19 protein-coding genes are annotated in these 19,710 nt (G+C 59.1%); 13 read left to right on the plus strand and 6 right to left on the minus strand.

The genetic code is table 11. The features are described 5' to 3' along the window. Entirely contained in the window at positions 1-723 is a 723-nt protein-coding gene (gene rph / locus KGA82_RS07630) for a ribonuclease PH (protein ID WP_008030600.1), read from the minus strand. Between the two features lie 281 nt (positions 724-1,004). Between rph and KGA82_RS07635 the strand changes: the two genes are divergently transcribed. The 6 genes from KGA82_RS07635 (at position 1,005) to KGA82_RS07660 (ending at position 6,312) form a co-directional block, all read left to right on the plus strand. After that, positions 1,005-1,868, plus strand: a complete 864-nt coding sequence (locus tag KGA82_RS07635) for a YicC/YloC family endoribonuclease (RefSeq protein ID WP_008030602.1) — start codon at positions 1,005-1,007, stop codon at positions 1,866-1,868. A 12-nt stretch (positions 1,869-1,880) separates the two neighbouring features. Then, the gene (gmk, locus tag KGA82_RS07640) at positions 1,881-2,501 is read left to right on the plus strand and encodes a guanylate kinase (protein WP_192420542.1); all 621 of its coding nucleotides are present in this window, start codon (positions 1,881-1,883) and stop codon (positions 2,499-2,501) included. Positions 2,502-2,668: 167 nt separating this feature from the next. Next, positions 2,669-2,932: a DNA-directed RNA polymerase subunit omega gene (gene rpoZ / locus KGA82_RS07645; protein WP_008030604.1), complete on the plus strand. Its 264-nt coding sequence runs from the start codon at positions 2,669-2,671 to the stop codon at positions 2,930-2,932. A gap of 57 nt (positions 2,933-2,989) precedes the next feature. Beyond that, positions 2,990-5,095 carry a bifunctional GTP diphosphokinase/guanosine-3',5'-bis pyrophosphate 3'-pyrophosphohydrolase gene (gene spoT / locus KGA82_RS07650; RefSeq protein WP_008038056.1) on the plus strand — a complete coding sequence of 702 codons (2,106 nt, stop codon included), beginning with the start codon at positions 2,990-2,992 and terminating at the stop codon, positions 5,093-5,095. Positions 5,096-5,120: 25 nt separating this feature from the next. Then, positions 5,121-5,501 carry a RidA family protein gene (locus tag KGA82_RS07655; protein WP_003229509.1) on the plus strand — a complete coding sequence of 127 codons (381 nt, stop codon included), beginning with the start codon at positions 5,121-5,123 and terminating at the stop codon, positions 5,499-5,501. Between the two features lie 70 nt (positions 5,502-5,571). Then, positions 5,572-6,312: a hypothetical protein gene (locus KGA82_RS07660; RefSeq protein ID WP_008030606.1), complete on the plus strand. Its 741-nt coding sequence runs from the start codon at positions 5,572-5,574 to the stop codon at positions 6,310-6,312. 135 nt (positions 6,313-6,447) lie between these two features. On the opposite strand, the gene KGA82_RS07665 is transcribed toward KGA82_RS07660, so the two are convergent. Beyond that, positions 6,448-7,305, minus strand: a complete 858-nt coding sequence (locus KGA82_RS07665; protein ID WP_223450054.1) for an SDR family oxidoreductase — start codon at positions 7,303-7,305, stop codon at positions 6,448-6,450. Between the two features lie 188 nt (positions 7,306-7,493). On the opposite strand from KGA82_RS07665, the gene exbB reads away from it, so the two are divergent. The 6 genes from exbB (at position 7,494) to KGA82_RS07695 (ending at position 14,397) form a co-directional block, all read left to right on the plus strand. After that, complete coding sequence (exbB, locus tag KGA82_RS07670; RefSeq protein WP_223450055.1) at positions 7,494-8,456, plus strand: tonB-system energizer ExbB; 963 nt, start codon at positions 7,494-7,496, stop codon at positions 8,454-8,456. A gap of 6 nt (positions 8,457-8,462) precedes the next feature. Beyond that, entirely contained in the window at positions 8,463-8,891 is a 429-nt protein-coding gene (gene exbD, locus KGA82_RS07675) for a TonB system transport protein ExbD (protein WP_008030611.1), read from the plus strand. After that, complete coding sequence (locus KGA82_RS07680) at positions 8,888-9,634, plus strand: energy transducer TonB (RefSeq protein WP_223450056.1); 747 nt, start codon at positions 8,888-8,890, stop codon at positions 9,632-9,634. The genes exbD and KGA82_RS07680 overlap by 4 nt, the downstream gene beginning before the upstream one ends. Positions 9,635-9,903: 269 nt before the next feature. Next, the gene (locus tag KGA82_RS07685; RefSeq protein WP_008030615.1) at positions 9,904-10,833 is read left to right on the plus strand and encodes a hydrogen peroxide-inducible genes activator; all 930 of its coding nucleotides are present in this window, start codon (positions 9,904-9,906) and stop codon (positions 10,831-10,833) included. Between the two features lie 9 nt (positions 10,834-10,842). Then, a complete protein-coding gene (gene recG, locus KGA82_RS07690) occupies positions 10,843-12,918 on the plus strand; it encodes an ATP-dependent DNA helicase RecG (RefSeq protein WP_223450057.1) in 2,076 nt (691 codons plus the stop codon). Positions 12,919-12,996: 78 nt separating this feature from the next. After that, on the plus strand, positions 12,997-14,397 hold the full coding sequence (locus tag KGA82_RS07695) for an aminoacyl-tRNA deacylase and HDOD domain-containing protein (RefSeq protein WP_008030618.1): 1,401 nt from the start codon (positions 12,997-12,999) through the stop codon (positions 14,395-14,397). Positions 14,398-14,493: 96 nt separating this feature from the next. On the opposite strand, the gene KGA82_RS07700 is transcribed toward KGA82_RS07695, so the two are convergent. Beyond that, on the minus strand, positions 14,494-14,883 hold the full coding sequence (locus KGA82_RS07700) for a hypothetical protein (protein ID WP_008030620.1): 390 nt from the start codon (positions 14,881-14,883) through the stop codon (positions 14,494-14,496). Positions 14,884-15,370: 487 nt separating this feature from the next. Here KGA82_RS07700 and KGA82_RS07705 point away from each other — a divergent pair, with 487 nt between their 5' ends. Then, complete coding sequence (locus tag KGA82_RS07705; RefSeq protein ID WP_223450058.1) at positions 15,371-15,754, plus strand: DUF6124 family protein; 384 nt, start codon at positions 15,371-15,373, stop codon at positions 15,752-15,754. A 190-nt stretch (positions 15,755-15,944) separates the two neighbouring features. On the opposite strand, the gene KGA82_RS07710 is transcribed toward KGA82_RS07705, so the two are convergent. The 3 genes from KGA82_RS07710 to KGA82_RS07720 all read right to left on the minus strand — a co-directional run bounded on the left by KGA82_RS07710 (position 15,945) and on the right by KGA82_RS07720 (position 19,695). Then, positions 15,945-18,575, minus strand: coding sequence for a T6SS phospholipase effector Tle1-like catalytic domain-containing protein (locus KGA82_RS07710; protein ID WP_223450059.1), 2,631 nt, complete (start codon positions 18,573-18,575; stop codon positions 15,945-15,947). Then, positions 18,560-19,075 (minus strand): DUF3304 domain-containing protein, encoded by a 516-nt coding sequence (locus tag KGA82_RS07715; RefSeq protein WP_411737509.1) that lies wholly within the window; start codon positions 19,073-19,075, stop codon positions 18,560-18,562. The genes KGA82_RS07710 and KGA82_RS07715 overlap by 16 nt, the downstream gene beginning before the upstream one ends. Positions 19,076-19,173: 98 nt before the next feature. Further along, positions 19,174-19,695, minus strand: coding sequence for a DUF3304 domain-containing protein (locus KGA82_RS07720; protein ID WP_223450061.1), 522 nt, complete (start codon positions 19,693-19,695; stop codon positions 19,174-19,176). Positions 19,696-19,710 lie beyond the last annotated feature (15 nt).

Genomic DNA, 19,710 nt, shown 5'->3' on the forward strand with positions numbered 1-19,710 from the left:
TCAGTCAGCCAGTGCAGCCTTTTGCAGTTCGAAGATTTCGGTCATGCCTTTCTTCGCCAGTTCAAGCATAGCGGTCAACTCTTCAGGCTGGAACGGCGCGCCTTCGGCAGTGCCCTGAACTTCGATGAAGCCGCCAGTGCTGGTCATCACCACGTTCAGGTCGGTCTCGGCAGCCGAGTCTTCCAGGTAGTCGAGGTCGAGCACAGGCTCGCCCTGGTACATGCCCACCGAAACGGCGGCGATCATTTGCTTGAGCGGGTCGCCGCCTTTCAGGCCGCCGCGCTTCTTGATCACTTTCAAGGCATCGACCAGCGCAACCATCGCGCCGGTGATGGACGCGGTGCGAGTGCCGCCGTCAGCCTGGATCACGTCGCAGTCGACGTACAGGGTGACGTCGCCCAGCTTGGACATGTCCAGCGAGGCGCGCAGCGAACGACCGATCAGACGCTGGATTTCCAGGGTGCGGCCGCCTTGCTTGCCGCGGCTCGCTTCACGCTGGTTACGCTCGCCGGTGGCGCGCGGCAGCATGCCGTATTCGGCGGTCAACCAGCCTTGGCCCTGACCTTTGAGGAAACGCGGCACGCCGTTTTCGACGCTGACGGTGCAGATGACTTTGGTATCACCGAATTCGACCAGTACGGATCCCTCGGCGTGTTTGGTGTAGTTGCGGGTAATGCGGATCGAGCGGAGCTGATCGGCAGCGCGACCACTTGGACGTTTCATAGGGAATACCTGTACGGGGGACGGAAAACTGCCGAGCATTATAGAGCCGCGCGCCAATACTGGGCACTTCTAAAAAATCCGCCCGACGATTGAAGGCTCTGGCTTGAGCTTGGAGCAGTGCTTTACCGACGGCCTGCAGCCCTTTGTCACACCGTGTGTTTGGGCGCATCCGCCCCACTGCGCTACAATCCTGCGCCTTTGCTGCCTGTCGGCTTTAATTCACAGATAGCGGGTCCGCGAAACCTTTGGTAACGCATCGACCTGCATTGCGAGGTACCTCCATGGTGCACAGCATGACCGCCTTCGCCCGCGTCGAGAAAGCCGGCGTCCAAGGCACCCTGAGCTGGGAACTGCGCTCGGTCAACAGCCGCTACCTGGAACCGCACTTGCGTCTGCCGGAGTCGTTTCGCGATCTCGAAGGCGCGGTCCGCGAAGCGCTGCGCCAAGGCATCTCTCGAGGCAAACTCGAATGCACCCTGCGCTTCACCGAAGAGAACACCGATAAACCCCTGCAAGTGGATCGCGAGCGCGCCGCGCAATTGGTTGCGGCCGCCGAGACCATCGCCGGCCTGATCAAGAACCCGGCCGCGCTGAACCCGCTGGAAGTCCTGGCCTGGCCCGGCGTGCTGGTGGGCGATGCCACCGACCCGCAAGCCCTGAATGCCGAAGCGCTGGCGCTGTTCAACGAAGGCCTGAAGGAACTCAAGGCTGGCCGCGAGCGCGAAGGCGCGGAGCTGGCACGGTTGATCAACGATCGCCTGACGTCCATTGAAGAAGACGTGGTGACCCTGCGCGAGCTGGTCCCGCAGATGCTCGCCACCCAGCGCCAGAAAGTCCTCGACCGCTTTGCCGACATGAAGGCGGAAATGGACCCGCAGCGTCTGGAGCAGGAAATGGTCATGCTCGCTCAGAAGAGCGACGTCGCCGAAGAACTGGATCGCCTGAGCACTCATATCATCGAAGTTCGCCGGGTACTCAAGTCCGGCGGCGCTGCCGGCCGGCGCCTCGACTTCCTGATGCAGGAGCTCAACCGCGAAGCCAACACACTGGGCTCCAAAGCCTTCGACCCGCGCAGCACTCAGGCGGCGGTCAACCTCAAGGTGTTGATCGAGCAGATGCGCGAACAAGTGCAGAATATTGAGTAAGGCAAACCCGACATGACCCACAGCACCGGCACCCTGTACATCATTTCCGCCCCTTCGGGCGCGGGCAAGAGCAGCCTGGTCAAAGCCCTGACCGACGCTGATGCGGAGATCCGCGTCTCGGTCTCCCACACCACCCGCGCCATGCGCCCCGGTGAAGTGGACGGCGTGAACTATCACTTCGTCGAACGCGGCGAGTTCGTGAAGATGATCGAGCACGGCGATTTCCTCGAGCGCGCCGAAGTATTCGGCAACCTCTACGGCACTTCGCAAAGCCACCTGCAGCAGACCCTGGACGAAGGCCACGACCTGATTCTGGAAATCGACTGGCAAGGCGCCGAGCAAGTGCGCAAGTTGATGCCCCAGGCCCGCTCGATCTTCATTCTGCCGCCGTCCCTGCAGGCCTTGCACCAGCGCCTGACCAATCGCGGCCAGGACAGCGACGAGATCATTGACGGCCGCATGCGTGAAGCCGTCAGCGAGATGAGCCACTACGTTGACTACGACTACCTGATCATCAACGACGATTTCGCCCATGCCCTGCGCGATTTGCAGGCGATTTTCCGTGCCAATCAGCTGCATCAGAAGCGTCAGCAGCAGCGCAACGGCAAACTTTTGGCTGAATTGCTCGGCTAAACAGCTCTTCCCAAAACCGCTGCAAGGGCTTTACATTGGCACTTGCAGCGCGTTGAAGGGCTTGGTCAAAAAATCAGCGCTTCCCTAATCGCTGGTGATTTTTTAAACTGTTGAGTCCGCTCGCCCAACCGGGCAGCGCGCATATTGCATTCGCTCCGAGGAATACCATGGCCCGCGTAACCGTTGAAGACTGCCTAGAACACGTGGAAAACCGCTTTGAGCTGGTCATGCTCTCTACCAAGCGTGCCCGTCAACTGGCCACCGGTGGCAAAGAGCCGCTGGTTCAGTGGGAAAACGACAAGCCTACCGTTGTAGCGCTGCGTGAAATCGCTGAAGGCCTGATGAGCTACGAGTTCATCGCCGAGCAAGAAATCGTCCAGGATGAACCGCTGTTCGCAGCGTTCGAGGACGAGTCCAACGAGGCCGTCTAAGCCTATGCCTGGTCGACGTAGCACGGCGCGGGGTCACAGCGAACGGCAGGAGTCATCATGCCGAGCATAGACGCCCTCGCCGATCGCTTATCGACCTACCTCGGCAAGGACCAGGTCAACCTGGTCCGCCGAGCGTACTTCTACGCCGAACAAGCCCACGACGGCCAACGCCGCCGCAGTGGCGAGGCGTACGTCACGCATCCTCTTGCGGTGGCGAATATTCTTGCCGACATGCACATGGACCATCAGAGTTTGATGGCTGCGATGCTGCATGACGTGATCGAAGACACCGGTATTGCCAAGGAAGCGCTGCAAGCGCAGTTCGGCGAAACCGTGGCCGAACTGGTCGATGGCGTCAGCAAGCTGACCCAGATGAACTTCGAGACCAAGGCCGAAGCACAAGCCGAAAACTTCCAGAAAATGGCCATGGCCATGGCGCGCGACATTCGCGTGATCCTGGTCAAACTCGCCGACCGCCTGCACAACATGCGCACGCTGGAAGTCCTGTCCGGCGAAAAACGTCGGCGGATCGCCAAGGAAACCCTGGAAATCTATGCGCCCATCGCCAACCGGCTGGGCATGCACGCCATCCGCATAGAATTCGAAGACCTCGGCTTCAAGGCCATGCACCCGATGCGTTCCGCGCGGATCAACCAGGCGGTCAAACGCGCCCGGGGCAACCGCAAGGAAATCGTCAACAAGATCGAAGAATCCCTCGGCCACTGCCTGGCCATCGATGGCATTCAGGGCGAAGTCAGCGGTCGTCAGAAACACCTCTACGGCATCTACAAGAAAATGCGCGGCAAACGTCGGGCCTTCAACGAGATCATGGACGTCTACGCGTTCCGGATCATCGTCGACAAGGTCGATACCTGCTACCGCGTGCTGGGTGCTGTACACAATTTGTACAAACCGCTGCCGGGGCGCTTCAAGGATTACATCGCGATCCCCAAGGCCAACGGCTACCAGTCGTTGCACACCACGTTGTTCGGCATGCACGGTGTTCCGATCGAGATCCAGATCCGCACCCGTGAAATGGAAGAGATGGCCAACAACGGCATCGCCGCCCATTGGCTGTACAAATCCAGCGGCGACGAGCAGCCAAAAGGCACTCACGCCCGCGCCCGCCAGTGGGTCAAAGGCGTGCTGGAAATGCAGCAACGCGCCGGCAACTCGCTGGAATTCATCGAAAGCGTGAAGATCGACCTGTTCCCGGACGAGGTCTACGTGTTCACGCCCAAAGGCCGGATCATGGAGCTGCCCAAAGGCTCCACGGCGGTCGACTTTGCTTACGCGGTGCACACCGACGTGGGCAACAGCTGCATTGCCTGTCGGATCAATCGTCGTCTCGCGCCGTTGTCCGAACCGCTGCAAAGCGGCTCCACGGTCGAGATCGTCAGTGCCCCCGGCGCGCGGCCGAACCCGGCGTGGCTCAACTTCGTGGTCACCGGCAAGGCGCGAACCCATATCCGCCACGCACTGAAACTGCAACGCCGCTCCGAATCCATCAGCCTCGGCGAACGCCTGCTGAACAAGGTCCTCAACGGTTTCGACAGCGCCCTGGACAAAGTCCCGGCCGAACGCGTCAAAGCGATGCTTACCGAGTACCGCCTCGAACTGATCGAAGACCTGCTCGAAGACATCGGCCTGGGCAATCGCATGGCTTACGTGGTTGCCCGTCGCCTGCTCGGCGAAGGCGAACAGCTGCCAAGCGCGGAAGGCCCGCTGGCGATTCGCGGCACCGAAGGTCTGGTGCTCAGCTACGCCAAGTGCTGCACGCCGATCCCGGGCGACCCGATTGTCGGTCACCTGTCGGCGGGCAAAGGCATGGTTGTGCACCTGGACAACTGCCGCAACATCAGCGAAATCCGCCACAATCCGGAAAAATGCATCCAGCTCTCGTGGGCCAAGGATGTCACCGGCGAATTCAACGTCGAGCTGCGCGTCGAGCTGGAACACCAGCGCGGCTTGATCGCACTGTTGGCCAGCAGCGTCAACGCGGCCGACGGCAATATCGAAAAAATCAGCATGGACGAACGCGATGGTCGCATCAGCGTGGTCCAACTGGTGGTCAGCGTGCACGACCGTGTGCATCTGGCTCGCGTGATCAAGAAACTGCGCGCACTGACCGGGGTGATCCGCATCACCCGCATGCGCGCCTAAGCCAACCTATTACAAGGAGTCATTCATGACCAAGACTGTTATCACCAGCGATAAGGCCCCGGCCGCCATCGGCACTTACTCCCAGGCGATCAAGGCTGGCAACACCGTTTACATGTCGGGTCAGATTCCTCTGGACCCAAAAACCATGGAACTGGTTGAAGGCTTCGAAGCCCAGACCGTCCAGGTGTTCGAGAACCTGAAAGCCGTGGCCGAAGCCGCTGGCGGTTCGTTCAAGGACATCGTCAAACTGAACATCTTCCTCACCGACCTGAGCCACTTCGCCAAGGTCAACGAGATCATGGGCAAGTACTTTGACCAGCCATACCCAGCCCGCGCCGCCATCGGCGTAGCCGCCCTGCCAAAGGGTTCGCAGGTTGAAATGGATGCCATTCTGGTCATCGAGTAATGCGTTCGGCGCAGCCCGAAAGGCTGCGCCAATGCCGTATGTATAAAAAGCGTTTTGAAAGGATTCCACCATGCGCACTGCGCTTGCTGTCTCGCTGGTCGCCCTGTTCTTGGGCGGATGTGCCAGCAACCCTGCCGACCGCGACATCAGCGGCACCTGGATCAATCAGGTGGCGATCGATGCTGCGTCCAAAGGCGGCCCCCTGCGCGAAGCGCTCCAGGCTTATGGTCCGAACCTGGAATGGGACGTCAACACCAAGGCCGGTCAGGCCCGCTACACCAACGGTTTTGAGAACGTCGAAGGCAAGCTGCTGGGCGAAGCGTCCGGCGCCTGGAAAGTCGACTTCTACGGCAGTTCCGCCAGTGAGCTGAAGCGTGACGGCAAGCAACTGGCCCAAGTCGCCAGCGACAACGAACCCGCACAGGTCTTCGACCGCGCGTTGATCCCGGTGCCGGATGGCGCACCGATGGGTGCCAGCTTCGAACGCGCGCTGTATTCCGCCTACATGGGCGGTAGCTGGAAAGTCGTCAGCGGTCCTGGTGAAGGCAGCTCAGTGCAGTTCCAGGCCGACGGCCAGGTAACCGGTTTGCCGGGTGCGGATCGCTACGCGCTGTGTCTGGCGGGCGATTGCGCATCGATGAGCGGCGGCAACGACAACATGTGGTTGCAGCTCAAGGGCCAGGGCAACACCTGGATCTTTGCGCGCAAGGGCAAGGAACTTGAGATCCTCCAGGCTGTGAACACCGCGCAGGCAGACGAAATGCCGCAGTTCACGCCGGGTGATCGCAAGTGGTTGCTGGAAAAGCAGTAACCCGCAAGCCCCACGCAAAACCAATGTAGGAGCCGGCTTGCTGGCGATGGCGGTGTATCAGCCAACAGAGATGTTGGATGTTACGGCCTCATCGCCAGCAAGCCGGCTCCTACAGTTGTATGTGGGGCCTGGAAATCAGCAGCGGCCTTCGAGAATGGCGGCGTACCCTTCGCGATAGCTCGGGTACTTCGGCACCCAACCCAAGGCCTTCACCCGCGCATTGCTGCACTGCTTGCTGCCCGTGCGCCGCACACTCGCATCGTCAGCCCATTCAGTCACGCCCAAATATTCGCGCAACCAGTCCACCACTTCGGCCAGCGGTGCAGGCGCGTCGTCGACGCCGATATAAACGTCATCCAACGCCACACCGCGCCGATCCGCCTCAAGCAGAAACGCCATCAAGCCAGCCGCGTCATCCACGTGAATCCGATTGCCATACAACGGCGGATCAATCGCCACGCGATATCCGCGACGAACCTGCGTCAGCAGCCATTCGCGGCCCGGGCCGTAGATGCCGGTCAAACGCACGATGCTTGCCGGGATGCCACTGTTGAGCGCCACTTGCTCCGCCTCCAGCATCAGTCGGCCTGAATAGCCGGCAGCGATGGTCGGCGACGTTTCGTCGACCCACTCGCCGTCCTGCTGGCCGTAAACGCTGCTACTGGAAACGAACAGCAGGCGATTGGGCACCTGTCCGTAGTCGTCCAGCCACTCGATCACATGCTGCAAGCCCTCGACATAAGCGGCTCGGTAACCGGCTTCATCGTGAACGGTGGCTGCCGCGCAATACACCAGGTAGTCCACCGCACCGACCGGCCAGGTTTGCGGACAGTCTTTGTTGAACAAGTCGCCGGCAACGCCAATCACCCCCTCGGGCAGGCGCGAGACGTCACGGCGCAGACCATGGACCTCCCACCCGCAAGCGAGCAATTGTGTAGCCAGACGACTGCCGACATCACCGCAGCCGGCGATCAAAACAGAGGGCGCGGACATCAAAAAACTCCTATCGGAAAGCCACAGACTAGCGCCGGCAATGGACGAGCGGCTAGCAATGAAGGAAAAAAAGATACTCTATTACTTCTGTTAACAAGAATTACTTGCAATAATGCCCGCCACTTTTGTTCTCGGCCTTCGAGGCCTGGAAGAACATTTACCGTCTTTTCCTCTCAGGTCCGGCCAGCATGACACGCAATCAATTCCCCGCTTCGCCAACCAATCGACCTCGCGCCTGGAGCGCGGTGGCCGCCCTGTTGCTCAGCCTGATGCTGGCGCCAACCGCCGCCTTCGCTGACGCACAAGCCCCGGCCACCCCAGCCGCTGCCACTGCGCCCGCCGAGCACTCTGCCGAACACGCAGCACCGGTTGCCACCGATCCGGCCCAGGCCGTAGACGCCGCTGGTGAAGACGCGCCGCAAGTCCTCGAAGCCGACAACAGCCTGGGCATGGCCCATGACCTGTCGCCGTGGGGCATGTACCAGAACGCCGACATCATCGTGAAAATCGTGATGATCGGCCTCGCCATCGCGTCGATCATCACCTGGACCATCTGGATCGCCAAGGGCTTCGAGCTGATGGGCGCCAAGCGTCGTCTGCGCACTGAAATCGTCCACCTGAAGAAGGCGGCCACCCTCAAGGAAGCCAGTGTAACGGCAGCCAAGCCCGGCACCCTCGCCAACCTGTTGGTGCACGATGCGCTGGAAGAGATGCACCTGTCGACCAACAGCCGTGAGAAAGAAGGCATCAAGGAACGCGTCGCCTTCCGTCTCGAGCGCCTGGTCGCAGCCTGCGGTCGCAACATGAGCAGCGGCACCGGCGTACTCGCCACCATCGGCTCTACCGCGCCGTTCGTGGGCCTGTTCGGCACCGTGTGGGGCATCATGAACAGCTTCATCGGCATCGCTAAAACCCAGACTACCAACCTCGCCGTCGTGGCTCCCGGCATCGCCGAAGCCTTGCTGGCCACCGCGCTGGGCCTGGTGGCCGCGATTCCAGCCGTTGTGATCTACAACGTGTTCGCCCGCTCCATCGCCGGCTACAAGGCGCAAGTGTCCGACGCCTCGGCAGAAGTCCTGTTGCTGGTCAGCCGCGACCTCGACCACCAGCCTGAGCGCAGCTCGCAACCGCACATGGTGAAAGTGGGGTAATCGGCCATGGGCCTGCATTTGAAAGAAGGCGCAGACGACGATCTGGCCGAGAACCACGAAATCAACGTCACGCCGTTCATCGACGTGATGCTGGTGCTGTTGATCATCTTCATGGTGGCCGCTCCGTTGGCCACCGTGGACATCAAGGTCGACCTGCCTGCCTCCAGCGCCAAACCGGCGCCGCGGCCAGAGAAACCGGTGTTCCTCAGCGTCAAAGCTGACCAGCGCCTGTTCCTCGGCGAAGACGAAGTGAAAGCCGAAGCACTCGGCGCCACGCTCGACGCCAAGACCCAGGGCAAGAAAGACACGACGATCTTCTTCCAGGCCGATAAAGGCGTGGACTACGGCGACCTGATGAGCGTGATGGACAACCTGCGCGCTGCCGGCTACCTGAAGGTCGGTCTGGTCGGACTCGAGACGGCAGTGAAGAAATGATCACGACGCGCCATAAGCTGACGCGTTACGGCGGTAGCCTGGCCGTGGTGCTGGGCGTCCATGCGCTGGCCATTGCGCTGGCGCTGAACTTGACGTCGCGCCCACCTATCGAGCTGCCGCCGCAGGCGATGATGGTCGAGTTGGCGCCGGTTCCGGCACCGCCTCCTCCGGCACCGCCGAAGGTGATAACGCCGCCACAACCACCTGCACCGGTGGAAGAACTGCCGATTCCGAAACTGGCCGAAGTGCCTAAGGCAGAAATCACCGTACCGAAGCCGGTCAAACCCAAGCCCAAGCCTCAACCGCCCAAGCCTGTGGAGAAAAAGCCGGAGCCGCCGAAGGAAAAACCGTCCGAGGAAAAACCGAGCGAAGCGCAACCGACCCAGGCACCGTCGGAGAAATCCGCTCAACCGGCACCGGGTCCATCACCTGCGCAGCAAGCCGCCAAGGCCAGTTGGCAAGGCACCCTGCTGGCGCACCTGGCCAAGTACAAAAAGTACCCGGCCAGTGCACAGGCGCGGGGCAAGGAAGGTTTGAACCGTCTGCGCTTCGTGGTGGACGGCGAAGGTAACGTGTTGTCGTTCGAACTGGTGGGCCGTTCGGGCAACGCCGATCTGGACCGGGCCACCCTGGAAATGATCAAGCGTGCCCAACCGCTGCCCAAGCCACCGGCCGACATGCTGAACAACGGCTCCATCGAAATTGTTGCACCGTTTGTTTACTCGCTGGAACGCCGCCGCTAAAGAGAACCCTGTAGGAGCGAAGCTTGCTCGCGAAAACGGTATGTCATTCACGAATGATTCGACTGACATACCGCTTTCGCGAGCAAGCTTCGCTCCTACAGATTCTGCGGCGGCAACAAGATTTGTAAAAGGCACCCAAAAGGTGCCTTTTGCATATCCGCCAGCGGCAAACCGGCATTACCCGGTGTCACTCGACACACTCTCTCTGATAACGTGCGTCTATCGATTGCAGCCGGTATGCTTGGCCCGCAACTTCATGGACGCTCGCTATGACTCTTACAGAATTACGCTACATCGTTACCCTCGCCCAAGAGCAGCACTTTGGCCACGCGGCCGAGCGTTGCCACGTCAGCCAGCCGACCCTGTCGGTGGGCGTGAAAAAGCTTGAAGACGAACTCGGTGTGCTGATTTTCGAGCGCAGCAAGAGCGCCGTGCGCCTGACCCCGGTCGGCGAAGGCATCGTGGCCCAGGCCCAAAAAGTCCTGGAACAGGCCCAAGGCATCCGCGAACTGGCCCAGGCCGGCAAGAACCAGCTGACCGCCCCGCTGAAAGTCGGCGCCATCTACACCGTCGGCCCGTACCTGTTTCCGCACCTGATTCCGCAACTGCACCGGGTCGCCCCGCAGATGCCGTTGTACATCGAAGAAAACTTCACCCACGTGCTGCGCGACAAACTGCGCAACGGCGAACTCGACGCGATCATCATCGCCCTGCCGTTCAACGAAGCCGACGTCCTGACCCTGCAGCTCTACGACGAGCCGTTCTACGTCCTGATGCCGGCCCAGCACCCGTGGACGCAAAAAGAATCCATCGACGCCGCCCTGCTCAACGACAAGAGCCTGCTGCTGCTTGGCGAAGGCCACTGCTTCCGCGATCAAGTGCTGGAAGCCTGCCCGACGCTGACCAAAGGCAACGACGGCGCCAAGCACACCACGGTGGAATCCAGCTCGCTGGAAACCATTCGCCACATGGTCGCCTCGGGGCTCGGGATTTCGATCCTGCCGCTGTCGGCCGTGGACAGCCATCACTACGCCCCCGGTGTAATTGAAGTGCGCCCACTGACCGCCCCGGTGCCGTTCCGCACCGTGGCCATCGCCTGGCGTGCGAGCTTCCCGCGTCCGAAGGCCATTGAGATCCTCGCTGACTCCATTCGCCTGTGCTCGGTGGCCAAGCCGCCCGCGCCGGTGGCTGCGGCTTAAGTCGCTGTCATGACCGAGTTGTCGCAAGTGTCGGTCACGGCACTCAAGGGTGTCGGCGAGGCCATGGCCGAAAAACTGGCCAAGGTTGGCCTGGAGAATCTCCAGGACGTGCTGTTTCACCTGCCGCTGCGTTATCAGGACCGCACTCGCGTAGTCCCGATCGGCCACCTGCGACCGGGGCAAGATGCCGTGATCGAAGGCACCGTCAGCGGCGCCGATGTCGTCATGGGCCGGCGCCGTAGCCTGGTCGTGCGCTTGCAGGACGGCACCGGCGGGCTCAGCCTGCGCTTCTACCATTTCAGCAACGCCCAGAAAGAAGGCCTCAAACGTGGCACGCGGATTCGCTGCTACGGCGAAGCGCGGCCCGGTGCGTCGGGACTGGAAATCTACCACCCGGAATACCGCGCCCTCACCGGCGACGAGCCGCCGCCCGTGGATGAAACCCTGACGCCGGTGTACCCGCTCACCGAAGGCCTGACCCAGCAACGCTTGCGCCAGCTCTGCATGCAAACCCTGACGATGCTCGGCCCAACCAGCCTGCCGGATTGGTTGCCGAACGAACTGGCGCGGGACTATCAACTGGCGCCGCTGGCCGACGCGATTCGTTACCTGCATCACCCGCCGGCCGATGCCGATGTCGACGAACTCGCCCTCGGCCATCATTGGGCGCAGCACCGTCTGGCCTTTGAAGAACTGCTGACCCATCAACTCTCGCAGCAGCGTCTGCGCGAAAGCATGCGTTCCCTGCGCGCGCCGGCGATGCCGAAAGCCAGCCGATTGCCGGCCCAATACCTGGCCAATCTCGGCTTCAACCCAACCGGCGCCCAACAACGCGTCGGCAACGAAATCGCCTACGACCTCAGCCAGCACGAACCGATGCTGCGCTTGATTCAGGGCGACGTCGGCGCGGGCAAAACCGTGGTCGCCGCCCTTGCCGCGCTGCAAGCGCTGGAAGCCGGTTACCAAGTGGCGTTGATGGCGCCGACCGAGATCCTCGCCGAGCAGCATTTCATCACCTTCAAGCGCTGGCTCGAACCGCTGGGCATTGAAGTCGCGTGGCTGGCCGGCAAGCTCAAAGGCAAGAACCGCGCGGCCGCGCTGGAACAGATCGCCAGCGGCACGCCCATGGTGGTCGGCACCCACGCGCTGTTCCAGGACGAAGTGCAGTTCAAGAACCTCGCGCTGGTGATCATCGACGAACAACACCGTTTCGGCGTGCAACAGCGCCTGGCGCTGCGGCAGAAAGGCGTCGGCGGGCGCATGTGTCCGCATCAACTGATCATGACCGCCACGCCGATCCCACGCACACTGGCGATGAGCGCCTACGCCGACCTCGACACCTCGATCCTCGACGAACTGCCGCCCGGCCGAACCCCGGTCAACACCGTGTTGGTCACCGACACCCGGCGCGTCGAAGTCATCGAACGGGTGCGCGGCGCCTGTGCCGAAGGGCGTCAGGCCTATTGGGTGTGCACGCTGATCGAAGAGTCGGAAGAGCTGACCTGCCAGGCGGCGGAGACCACCTTTGAGGACCTTACCGCCGCCCTCGGCGAGTTGAAGGTCGGGTTGATTCACGGCCGCATGAAGCCCGTGGAAAAAGCCGCCGTGATGGCCGAATTCAAGGCCGGCAACCTGCAACTGCTGGTCGCCACCACCGTGATCGAAGTCGGCGTGGACGTTCCGAACGCCAGCCTGATGATCATCGAAAACCCCGAACGCCTCGGCCTCGCGCAGTTGCACCAATTGCGCGGTCGTGTCGGTCGGGGCAGCGCCGCCAGCCATTGCGTGCTGCTCTACCATCCGCCGTTGTCACAGATCGGCCGCCAGCGCCTGGGCATCATGCGCGAAACCAACGACGGTTTTGTCATCGCCGAGAAAGACCTGGAACTGCGCGGCCCCGGCGAAATGCTCGGCACACGCCAGACCGGTCTGCTGCAATTCAAGGTCGCCGACCTGATGCGCGACGCCGATCTACTGCCCGCCGTGCGCGACGCCGCCCAGGCATTGCTGGAGCGCTGGCCGGATCACGTAAGCCCGCTGCTCGACCGCTGGCTGCGCCACGGGCAGCAATACGGCCAAGTGTGAGCACCGTCGCAGTTTCTGGACCCTGCCCTTAAACAAGCTGGTTATACTCCTGCAATTGTTTGAATACGGATACAGACCATGACTGAAGCTGCCCTCGTCCCTGAAACCCCGCACGCTCCGTCTGTTATTCGGCTGCTGCTCGCCAAACTGGGCATCGCCTACGAAGAAGTCCTCGACCACCACGGCCTGAACGCCTCGCGCAAAGTGCAAGCGGTGCTGCTCGACGACGCCGTGGGCGCGCTGATGGTGCTGTTCCCGCAAAGCCAGTTGCTCGACCTCAACCGCCTCGCCGAACTGACCGGCCGCCGCCTCGCCGCCGTGTCAACCGAGCGCCTGGAAAAGATGCTCGGCAAACACAACCTGAGCCTGCTGCCCGGCCTGCCGGCGCTGACCAGCTCGCCCTGCCTGTACGAAGAAAGCCTGCTGCGCGAACCGAAGTTGCTGATCAACTCGGGCGAGCCGGGCGTGCTGCTGGAAATCACCAGCGAAGCCTTCAAGACCATGCTGACCAAGGCCAGCGCCGCCAACTTCGGCGAGAACGTGAGCAGCATCCGCCCGAACCTCGACCGCCCCGACGATGACCGCGAGGAAATCACCCAGGCCGTCCAGGCGTTCACCGCGCGACGCATCCAGCAGCGCCTGGAAGCCACCATCGAAATTCCGCCGCTGGCCGAGACCGCGCAGAAAATCATCAAACTGCGCGTCGACCCCAACGCCACCATCGACGACATCACCGGCGTGGTCGAAACCGACCCGGCCCTGGCCGCACAAGTCGTGAGCTGGGCGGCGTCGCCGTACTACGCCTCGCCGGGCAAGATTCGCTCCGTTGAAGACGCCATCGTCCGTGTGCTGGGTTTCGACCTGGTGATCAACCTGGCGCTGGGCCTGGCCCTTGGCAAAACCCTCAGCCTGCCCAAAGACCACCCGCAACACACCACGCCGTACTGGCAGCAATCGATCTACACCGCCGCCGTCATCGAAGGCCTGACCCGCGCCATGCCGCGCGCCCAGCGCCCGGAAGCCGGCCTGACCTACCTCGCCGGCCTGCTGCACAACTTCGGCTACCTGCTGCTGGCCCACGTGTTCCCGCCGCACTTCTCGCTGATCTGCCGCCACCTGGAGGTCAACCCGCACCTGTGCCACAGCTACGTCGAGCAACACCTGCTCGGCATCAGCCGCGAACAGATCGGCTCATGGCTGATGCGCTACTGGGACATGCCCGATGAGTTGGCCACCGCGCTGCGCTTCCAGCACGACCCAAGCTACGACGGCGCCTACGCTGAATACCCGAACCTCGTGTGCCTGTCCGTGCGCCTGCTGCGTAGCCGCGGCATCGGCTCCGGCCCGGATGAAGATATCCCGGATGCCCTGCTGGAACGCGTCGGCCTGACTCGCGACAAAGCCAACGACGTCGTCAGCAAAGTGCTTGAGGCTGAAGTGCTGCTGCGCGAACTGGCCTCGCAATTCACCCAAGCCTAAAAGCTTCGCGGGCAAGCCTCGCTCCTACAGGATTTAGGTGATCCCTGTGGGAGCGAGCCTGCTCGCGATGAATCCACCCCAGTCCAACTGACCACCTCAAACCTTGGCTTTAGCCTTCGCCTTCCGCGGCTTCAAATACTTGGTCAACCCCTGAAACCAGATCACCAACGCCGGGTTGCCCTTGATCTGAATCGACTTGTCCTGAATCCCAGTCATAAACGCCAACTGCTTGTTCTTCGCCTGCATCGTGGCAAAGCCATACGCCGCATCTTTAAACGCAATCGCAAACGCCGGCTCGGCATACACGCCCGACTTACTGGTAATGCGCTGATCCTTCACAAAGAAATGCCGCGCCACTTTCCCGTCCAGTGTCTGTAGCTGAAACACCAACTCCTTGTCACCCAACTGCTGCTGAAACGCAGGATTAGTCCGACTGGCCTTACCCATCAACAAACCCAGCATCCACAGAAGAAAACGAAATTTCATGCGCACAGCCTCAAGAGAAAAATGAACGGCCGGCGCAGTGTAGCGGCTTCGAGCGAGAACGCCACTATTGTGCAGTGTTAGAAGAAGATGCCGTAGTTTTTGACGCTGATGACTACCAAGTCATTGACGAAACGCTGTTGTTTAAAAGCTGAGGTTTTTTGGTCTTTCTACGCTCGGGGCTATCGGATATTTCCTTCAACATGCGGCGTTGTTCATGAACTAGGCAGGGATAGGCTTCACCGATAGTCTCTCTCCGTCGCCGCAAAATCGGTGATACGGACGTGCAAGTCCGAACCCAGGTGCGCAATTGCTTATGGCTATTCGTCGAGTGTTTTCCTATGCTCGCGGGTCGTTATGGCGGCTGTGCGTCGGAGATCTTCGGGTCTGCCGGTTCCTGGATCGGTCTTGCACACCAACGCACAGCTGCCACCTCTTTCGAAGTGCAAAGCGAAACGGTGTCGGTCTCTTAATTCCAGGAGCTGCATCCATGATCAAGCCAACACCCAATCCTCCAGAACACGAAACCACCTCCCCCTACGAATCCTTGGATTCCAAAAAACTCCACGAAGCCGCCGAGCGTGCCCTCGACCATCACTTCGGCACAGCACCGGATAAACCATCGAAATCCCGCAAGGGTGCGCTCTTCATCGTCGCTCCCAATCTCCACACCGAAACCCTCCTGGCCAATGCCTCCGAAGACCTGCTGTCCATCAGCGCCATCGCCGCCGACCTGGCCGACGGTGTAGAAGGCTCCCGCCGCTCAGTCGCCCTGGCACTCAGCAGAATGGCGGACGGCGTGCATCTGTTGGTGGAGCGAGCGCTGGACCACATTGATTCGCCGCCCTCGGAAGAGCATCGCGCCAAGGCGTGAAGCTGAACTGGCTAACCAAGCAAACAAAAACGGCCCCGATTGATGTTGCCAACAATCGGGGCCGTGTTCTTTTCTGGCTCAGAAACCCGGGCAGGCCTTTGGTTACTTCACTTCAAAACAGGCTTTGCCAGGGTAATTGGGCACCAAACTAAAAGGGCGGCTCACCAGAGCCGCCCTTATCTTTGTACAGCTACACGTTCTTTTCAGACGACTTCAAATTGCTGGCCTGATCAGCCACCAAGTCGAGCCAGCCACCAGGCTTGTCCTCTTCGTTCGCCGCATTGGCCAGCATACCGGCCAATGCACCCACGTCTTTCTTGCGAGCAGCTTCGACTGCTTCAAGCGCCTGATGGGCTACCAGAATTTTCTGCAGCGCCGGGGTGTTCGCGGTGGCTTCGGTCAATGGTTTCAGCGGTGGCAAGGCTGCGGCTTTGGCAACCAAATCTCCCGGCTCTTTAGTGAACGTTCGTAACGAGTCGAGGCTATCCAGCATTGGCAGTGCAATCCCGGTCAGCGGATCGAAGGCACTGATTTGCGGCAACTCCGAAATACCCACACCTACTTTGCCGCTGAGCACTGGAAGTGCTAACGACGGCAAAAAGAGCCCCAACAGCATGCGAGGGTCTTTTTTCTTGATGCTCAGGCCGACACTGGCAACAGCAATACCGAGTCCAATCACTCGACCCGCTGTGGCTAGCAGAGACAACTGCTTATTCGACTCATTATCGAAATGCACCAAACGAATTCGGAAGTAATCCGTAAACGGCTCGCGGGGCACAATCCCGGAAGTGTTCATAAACCAAGCACGAGAGTCGTGAACCTGATCATCGAAAAGCGCTACGAGGTTTTCCTGACCTGTTCTCGGTTTGTTCGGTGAACTGAACATTTTTTCGTAACGAGCCGTCCCTTCTTTGTAAAGGTACGCATACTCCTCGGCTTCGTCTTCTTCATTGATCAGATACACCGTACCGCCAAGCAACATATCGATCACTGCCACACTCGTATGACCGTCACCGACCAAGCCCCACTCTCTTCGATAGTCATGACGGAATTCGGCTGCGGCGCCGAGCAACTGCCGGTGGTCTAGCGGCGGCTCGAACACTTTTTCCCAGCGCGCATTTTCATACTTGTCCTTGCCGACAATTTGAATATTCAGCTGGTGCTCTTTTTCCTGTTCCTCTGTGTATGTTGGCGCTGGCTTGCCCTGTGCAGCCGCAGTAGTTTCAGCGTTGTGGCGCTTTTCCAGGTCCTCCCAAGCATCAATCTTGGCCTGTGGCATATCCGGAGCGGCATTTTTAAAAAATGATTGTTTTTCTACACCGCCAGCATACCGATCAATTCGCCATCCAGTGATCAGAGCGTGCTCACGTTTCATCATGTCCTCTAGCGGACCACTTTGGCCTTGTGCTTGCCATGCGTTGAAGCGTTTGATGAGCGTTTCGGAGATTAAAAACTCACCCTCAAGTTCTGTTGCCATCATTCTCCATTGGTCATGAACCCCTTCTTGCACCGCGGGCCCTGGAACTAGCAGTGGAGCGCCCGCCATGAACGCTTCGGCGTACATGTGCTGCAAAGCAATTTGGGATAAGACATGGTCTGACCCAGCGGTTGCCTTCCCTTGGTCATTTGGAGAGTACCCGCCACCTACGTCCGAATGAACCCCAGGATATATGTACTCAACTGTTCCTTGTCGATAACTTGAAGCTTTACTTTTATCACGACTGCCGTCTGCTGATTTTGGGCGGCGGCGTATTGAATCCAATGGAAAGCTTGCTCGCTGCTCATGGCCAGAAACCAAATGAACGCAGCGTTTTAGATAAGTACAATCATCAGGTAGCGCTGTGCTCTGAGAAAGGGATTCTGCTTCGTCGGGAAGGCGCATAGTGCCATCAGCCCAGTCCATATGCCCTGCTGCAAATGGAACACTGTCGGCAAGTCCAACTGCGGCGACGGTGTCAAAAACACCTAGAAAGTTGATCGATATTGGTAGTCCCGCAAATCGGTACTCAACGGCACCGTTTTCATTTTCGCAACGAACGAGCGTCTGTAACCAATTGACAAAAGTTCGGGCTTCAGCAGCCCCTCGGGAAAACCCGTAAACATAAAGTCGCATAGCTAAAATATGCGGTTTCTCTCCAGAGTCATCTCGCTTTTTCAGTTTATCCTGAAGATCCTGAATTGGTTTTCGCAACGTTGTTTCGCGTTTCTTTTCTCCGCTTTCGAATAAACCTAAGCCGAAGGTATTTGCGTAACCATTCGTCGCCATGTCTTTTAGCATTCGTTTGGTTATATCGATCGGCAGCCTCCCATCTCCCACACTTTGCTTTAACGCATCAAGCAATCTCGTAAGTGCCCAATTAATACGATTTTCGCCACCACTCGCACCAACTAATCCACTGTTATCAGGGACAAACTCTTCAACATCCGGAAATACCGTACCAACCCCAGGACAGTAATATTTCACAAACCCTTCTCGTACCATATCGGGCAGTGCCCCCAAACTGGCATGAAAAAGACGCGCAATGTTACTCCGTGAATTAGGTGTTGACGCTCCGTCCGCCTGATCGTTGTTATTGGTACCATCGAAAGCTAATGTGATATGCAGCGTTTTACAGCAGGGCGTACCACTATCCGCTCCCCCCTTGGCTTGAATGAGCTTACGTTGCTGACTACCAAATGCACGCTCGTCTTTTTTTTGCAATTGTATATTCTTGGTTAGCTGACTTGGATCATTTGGCAGTCGACGCGCAAGAGGAAAACTCGGAGCAACTAACGCACTATCCGGCGAAGGGGCGTCCGGCCCCATTAATGATTCGAACATGTGGCCGGCTCCTTAACTTTAAAGTACGCCTTGTCTGGATAATTTGGGTTTTCTGGAGTAAAACAAGTCGTGGATACTTTTACTTGATCGCAGGGTAGGAAGTGAACTTGCAAGGCACAAAGTTGCTCGGCATACTTCGGAATTTCAACCGTTGCTGTATGGTGAGAATAACCAGCGGAGTGACGAACCAATGCCTCTTTTAGAATTTGTCCGTATTGGTCACGCTTAATGGGGCCGTATGGATTTGGGTCTTTGTCCCACTCAATGATTGCTCTAACTCCCGGATTCCACTGAAGAGGGAGTGCGCCACAGCAAACTTCAGCTCCTCCACCAGCATTTGGTGGAATCCGGGGACCACCCGCACCATTAATACTAAACCGTATAATTTCCGCGGAGGTGTGGTTATAACCAGTAATCGGTGCAGACACCATTTCAGGGCCAGCATTGCAAGCGCTTACACCGAACATGCTGAATACAAGAACTAATGATCGCGCCACCATATTGGAACTGATTCTTCTTAGCCCCAAGCAAAGTTTCCGCACAAAAACGTCTTGCATAGCAGTCGCAAACAAGCGTACTTCTTTAACTACATCATTCATTATTGACATACCTTAGGCTCCTCCATATTCATTGAAAAGTTATACGGATAGGCTGGATCTCCGCGTTTAATGTTGTCAGCTGACACGCGAACTTGATCACATGGAAGAAAATGCACCTTCAAAGCACCCGCCGTTTCGTATTTTGGAATATCGACAGTTACTGAATGCTGGGTATATTGCACCGCATGCTTTTTATATTCTGCACGGTAAGCGTCCGTACCAATTGGTGGCCATTTGGCAGAAGGTCTTGCATTAGGGTCTTTCTCCCATTCAACAATAGCTCTCAAACCTGGAGTCCATGCTCTTGGCACAGCCCCACAACAAACTTCGCTACCACCGCCCTGATGAGGCTCTACGTTTGCACCACTTGCACCATTCACAGTAAAGCGATTGATGGCAGAAGAAGTATGGTTGTATCCAGTCACCGGTACCGCCAGCATTTTCGATGGAGCACTGCTGCAACCACTCAACATCACCACACCCCCTAACACCCACCCACGAACCCGCCAGGAAGAACTCATCCCCCCCAGCCCACG

Origin of the sequence: Pseudomonas sp. BF-RE-22, from assembly GCF_019956155.1 — a bacterium.
Taxonomy (GTDB): domain Bacteria; phylum Pseudomonadota; class Gammaproteobacteria; order Pseudomonadales; family Pseudomonadaceae; genus Aquipseudomonas; species Aquipseudomonas migulae.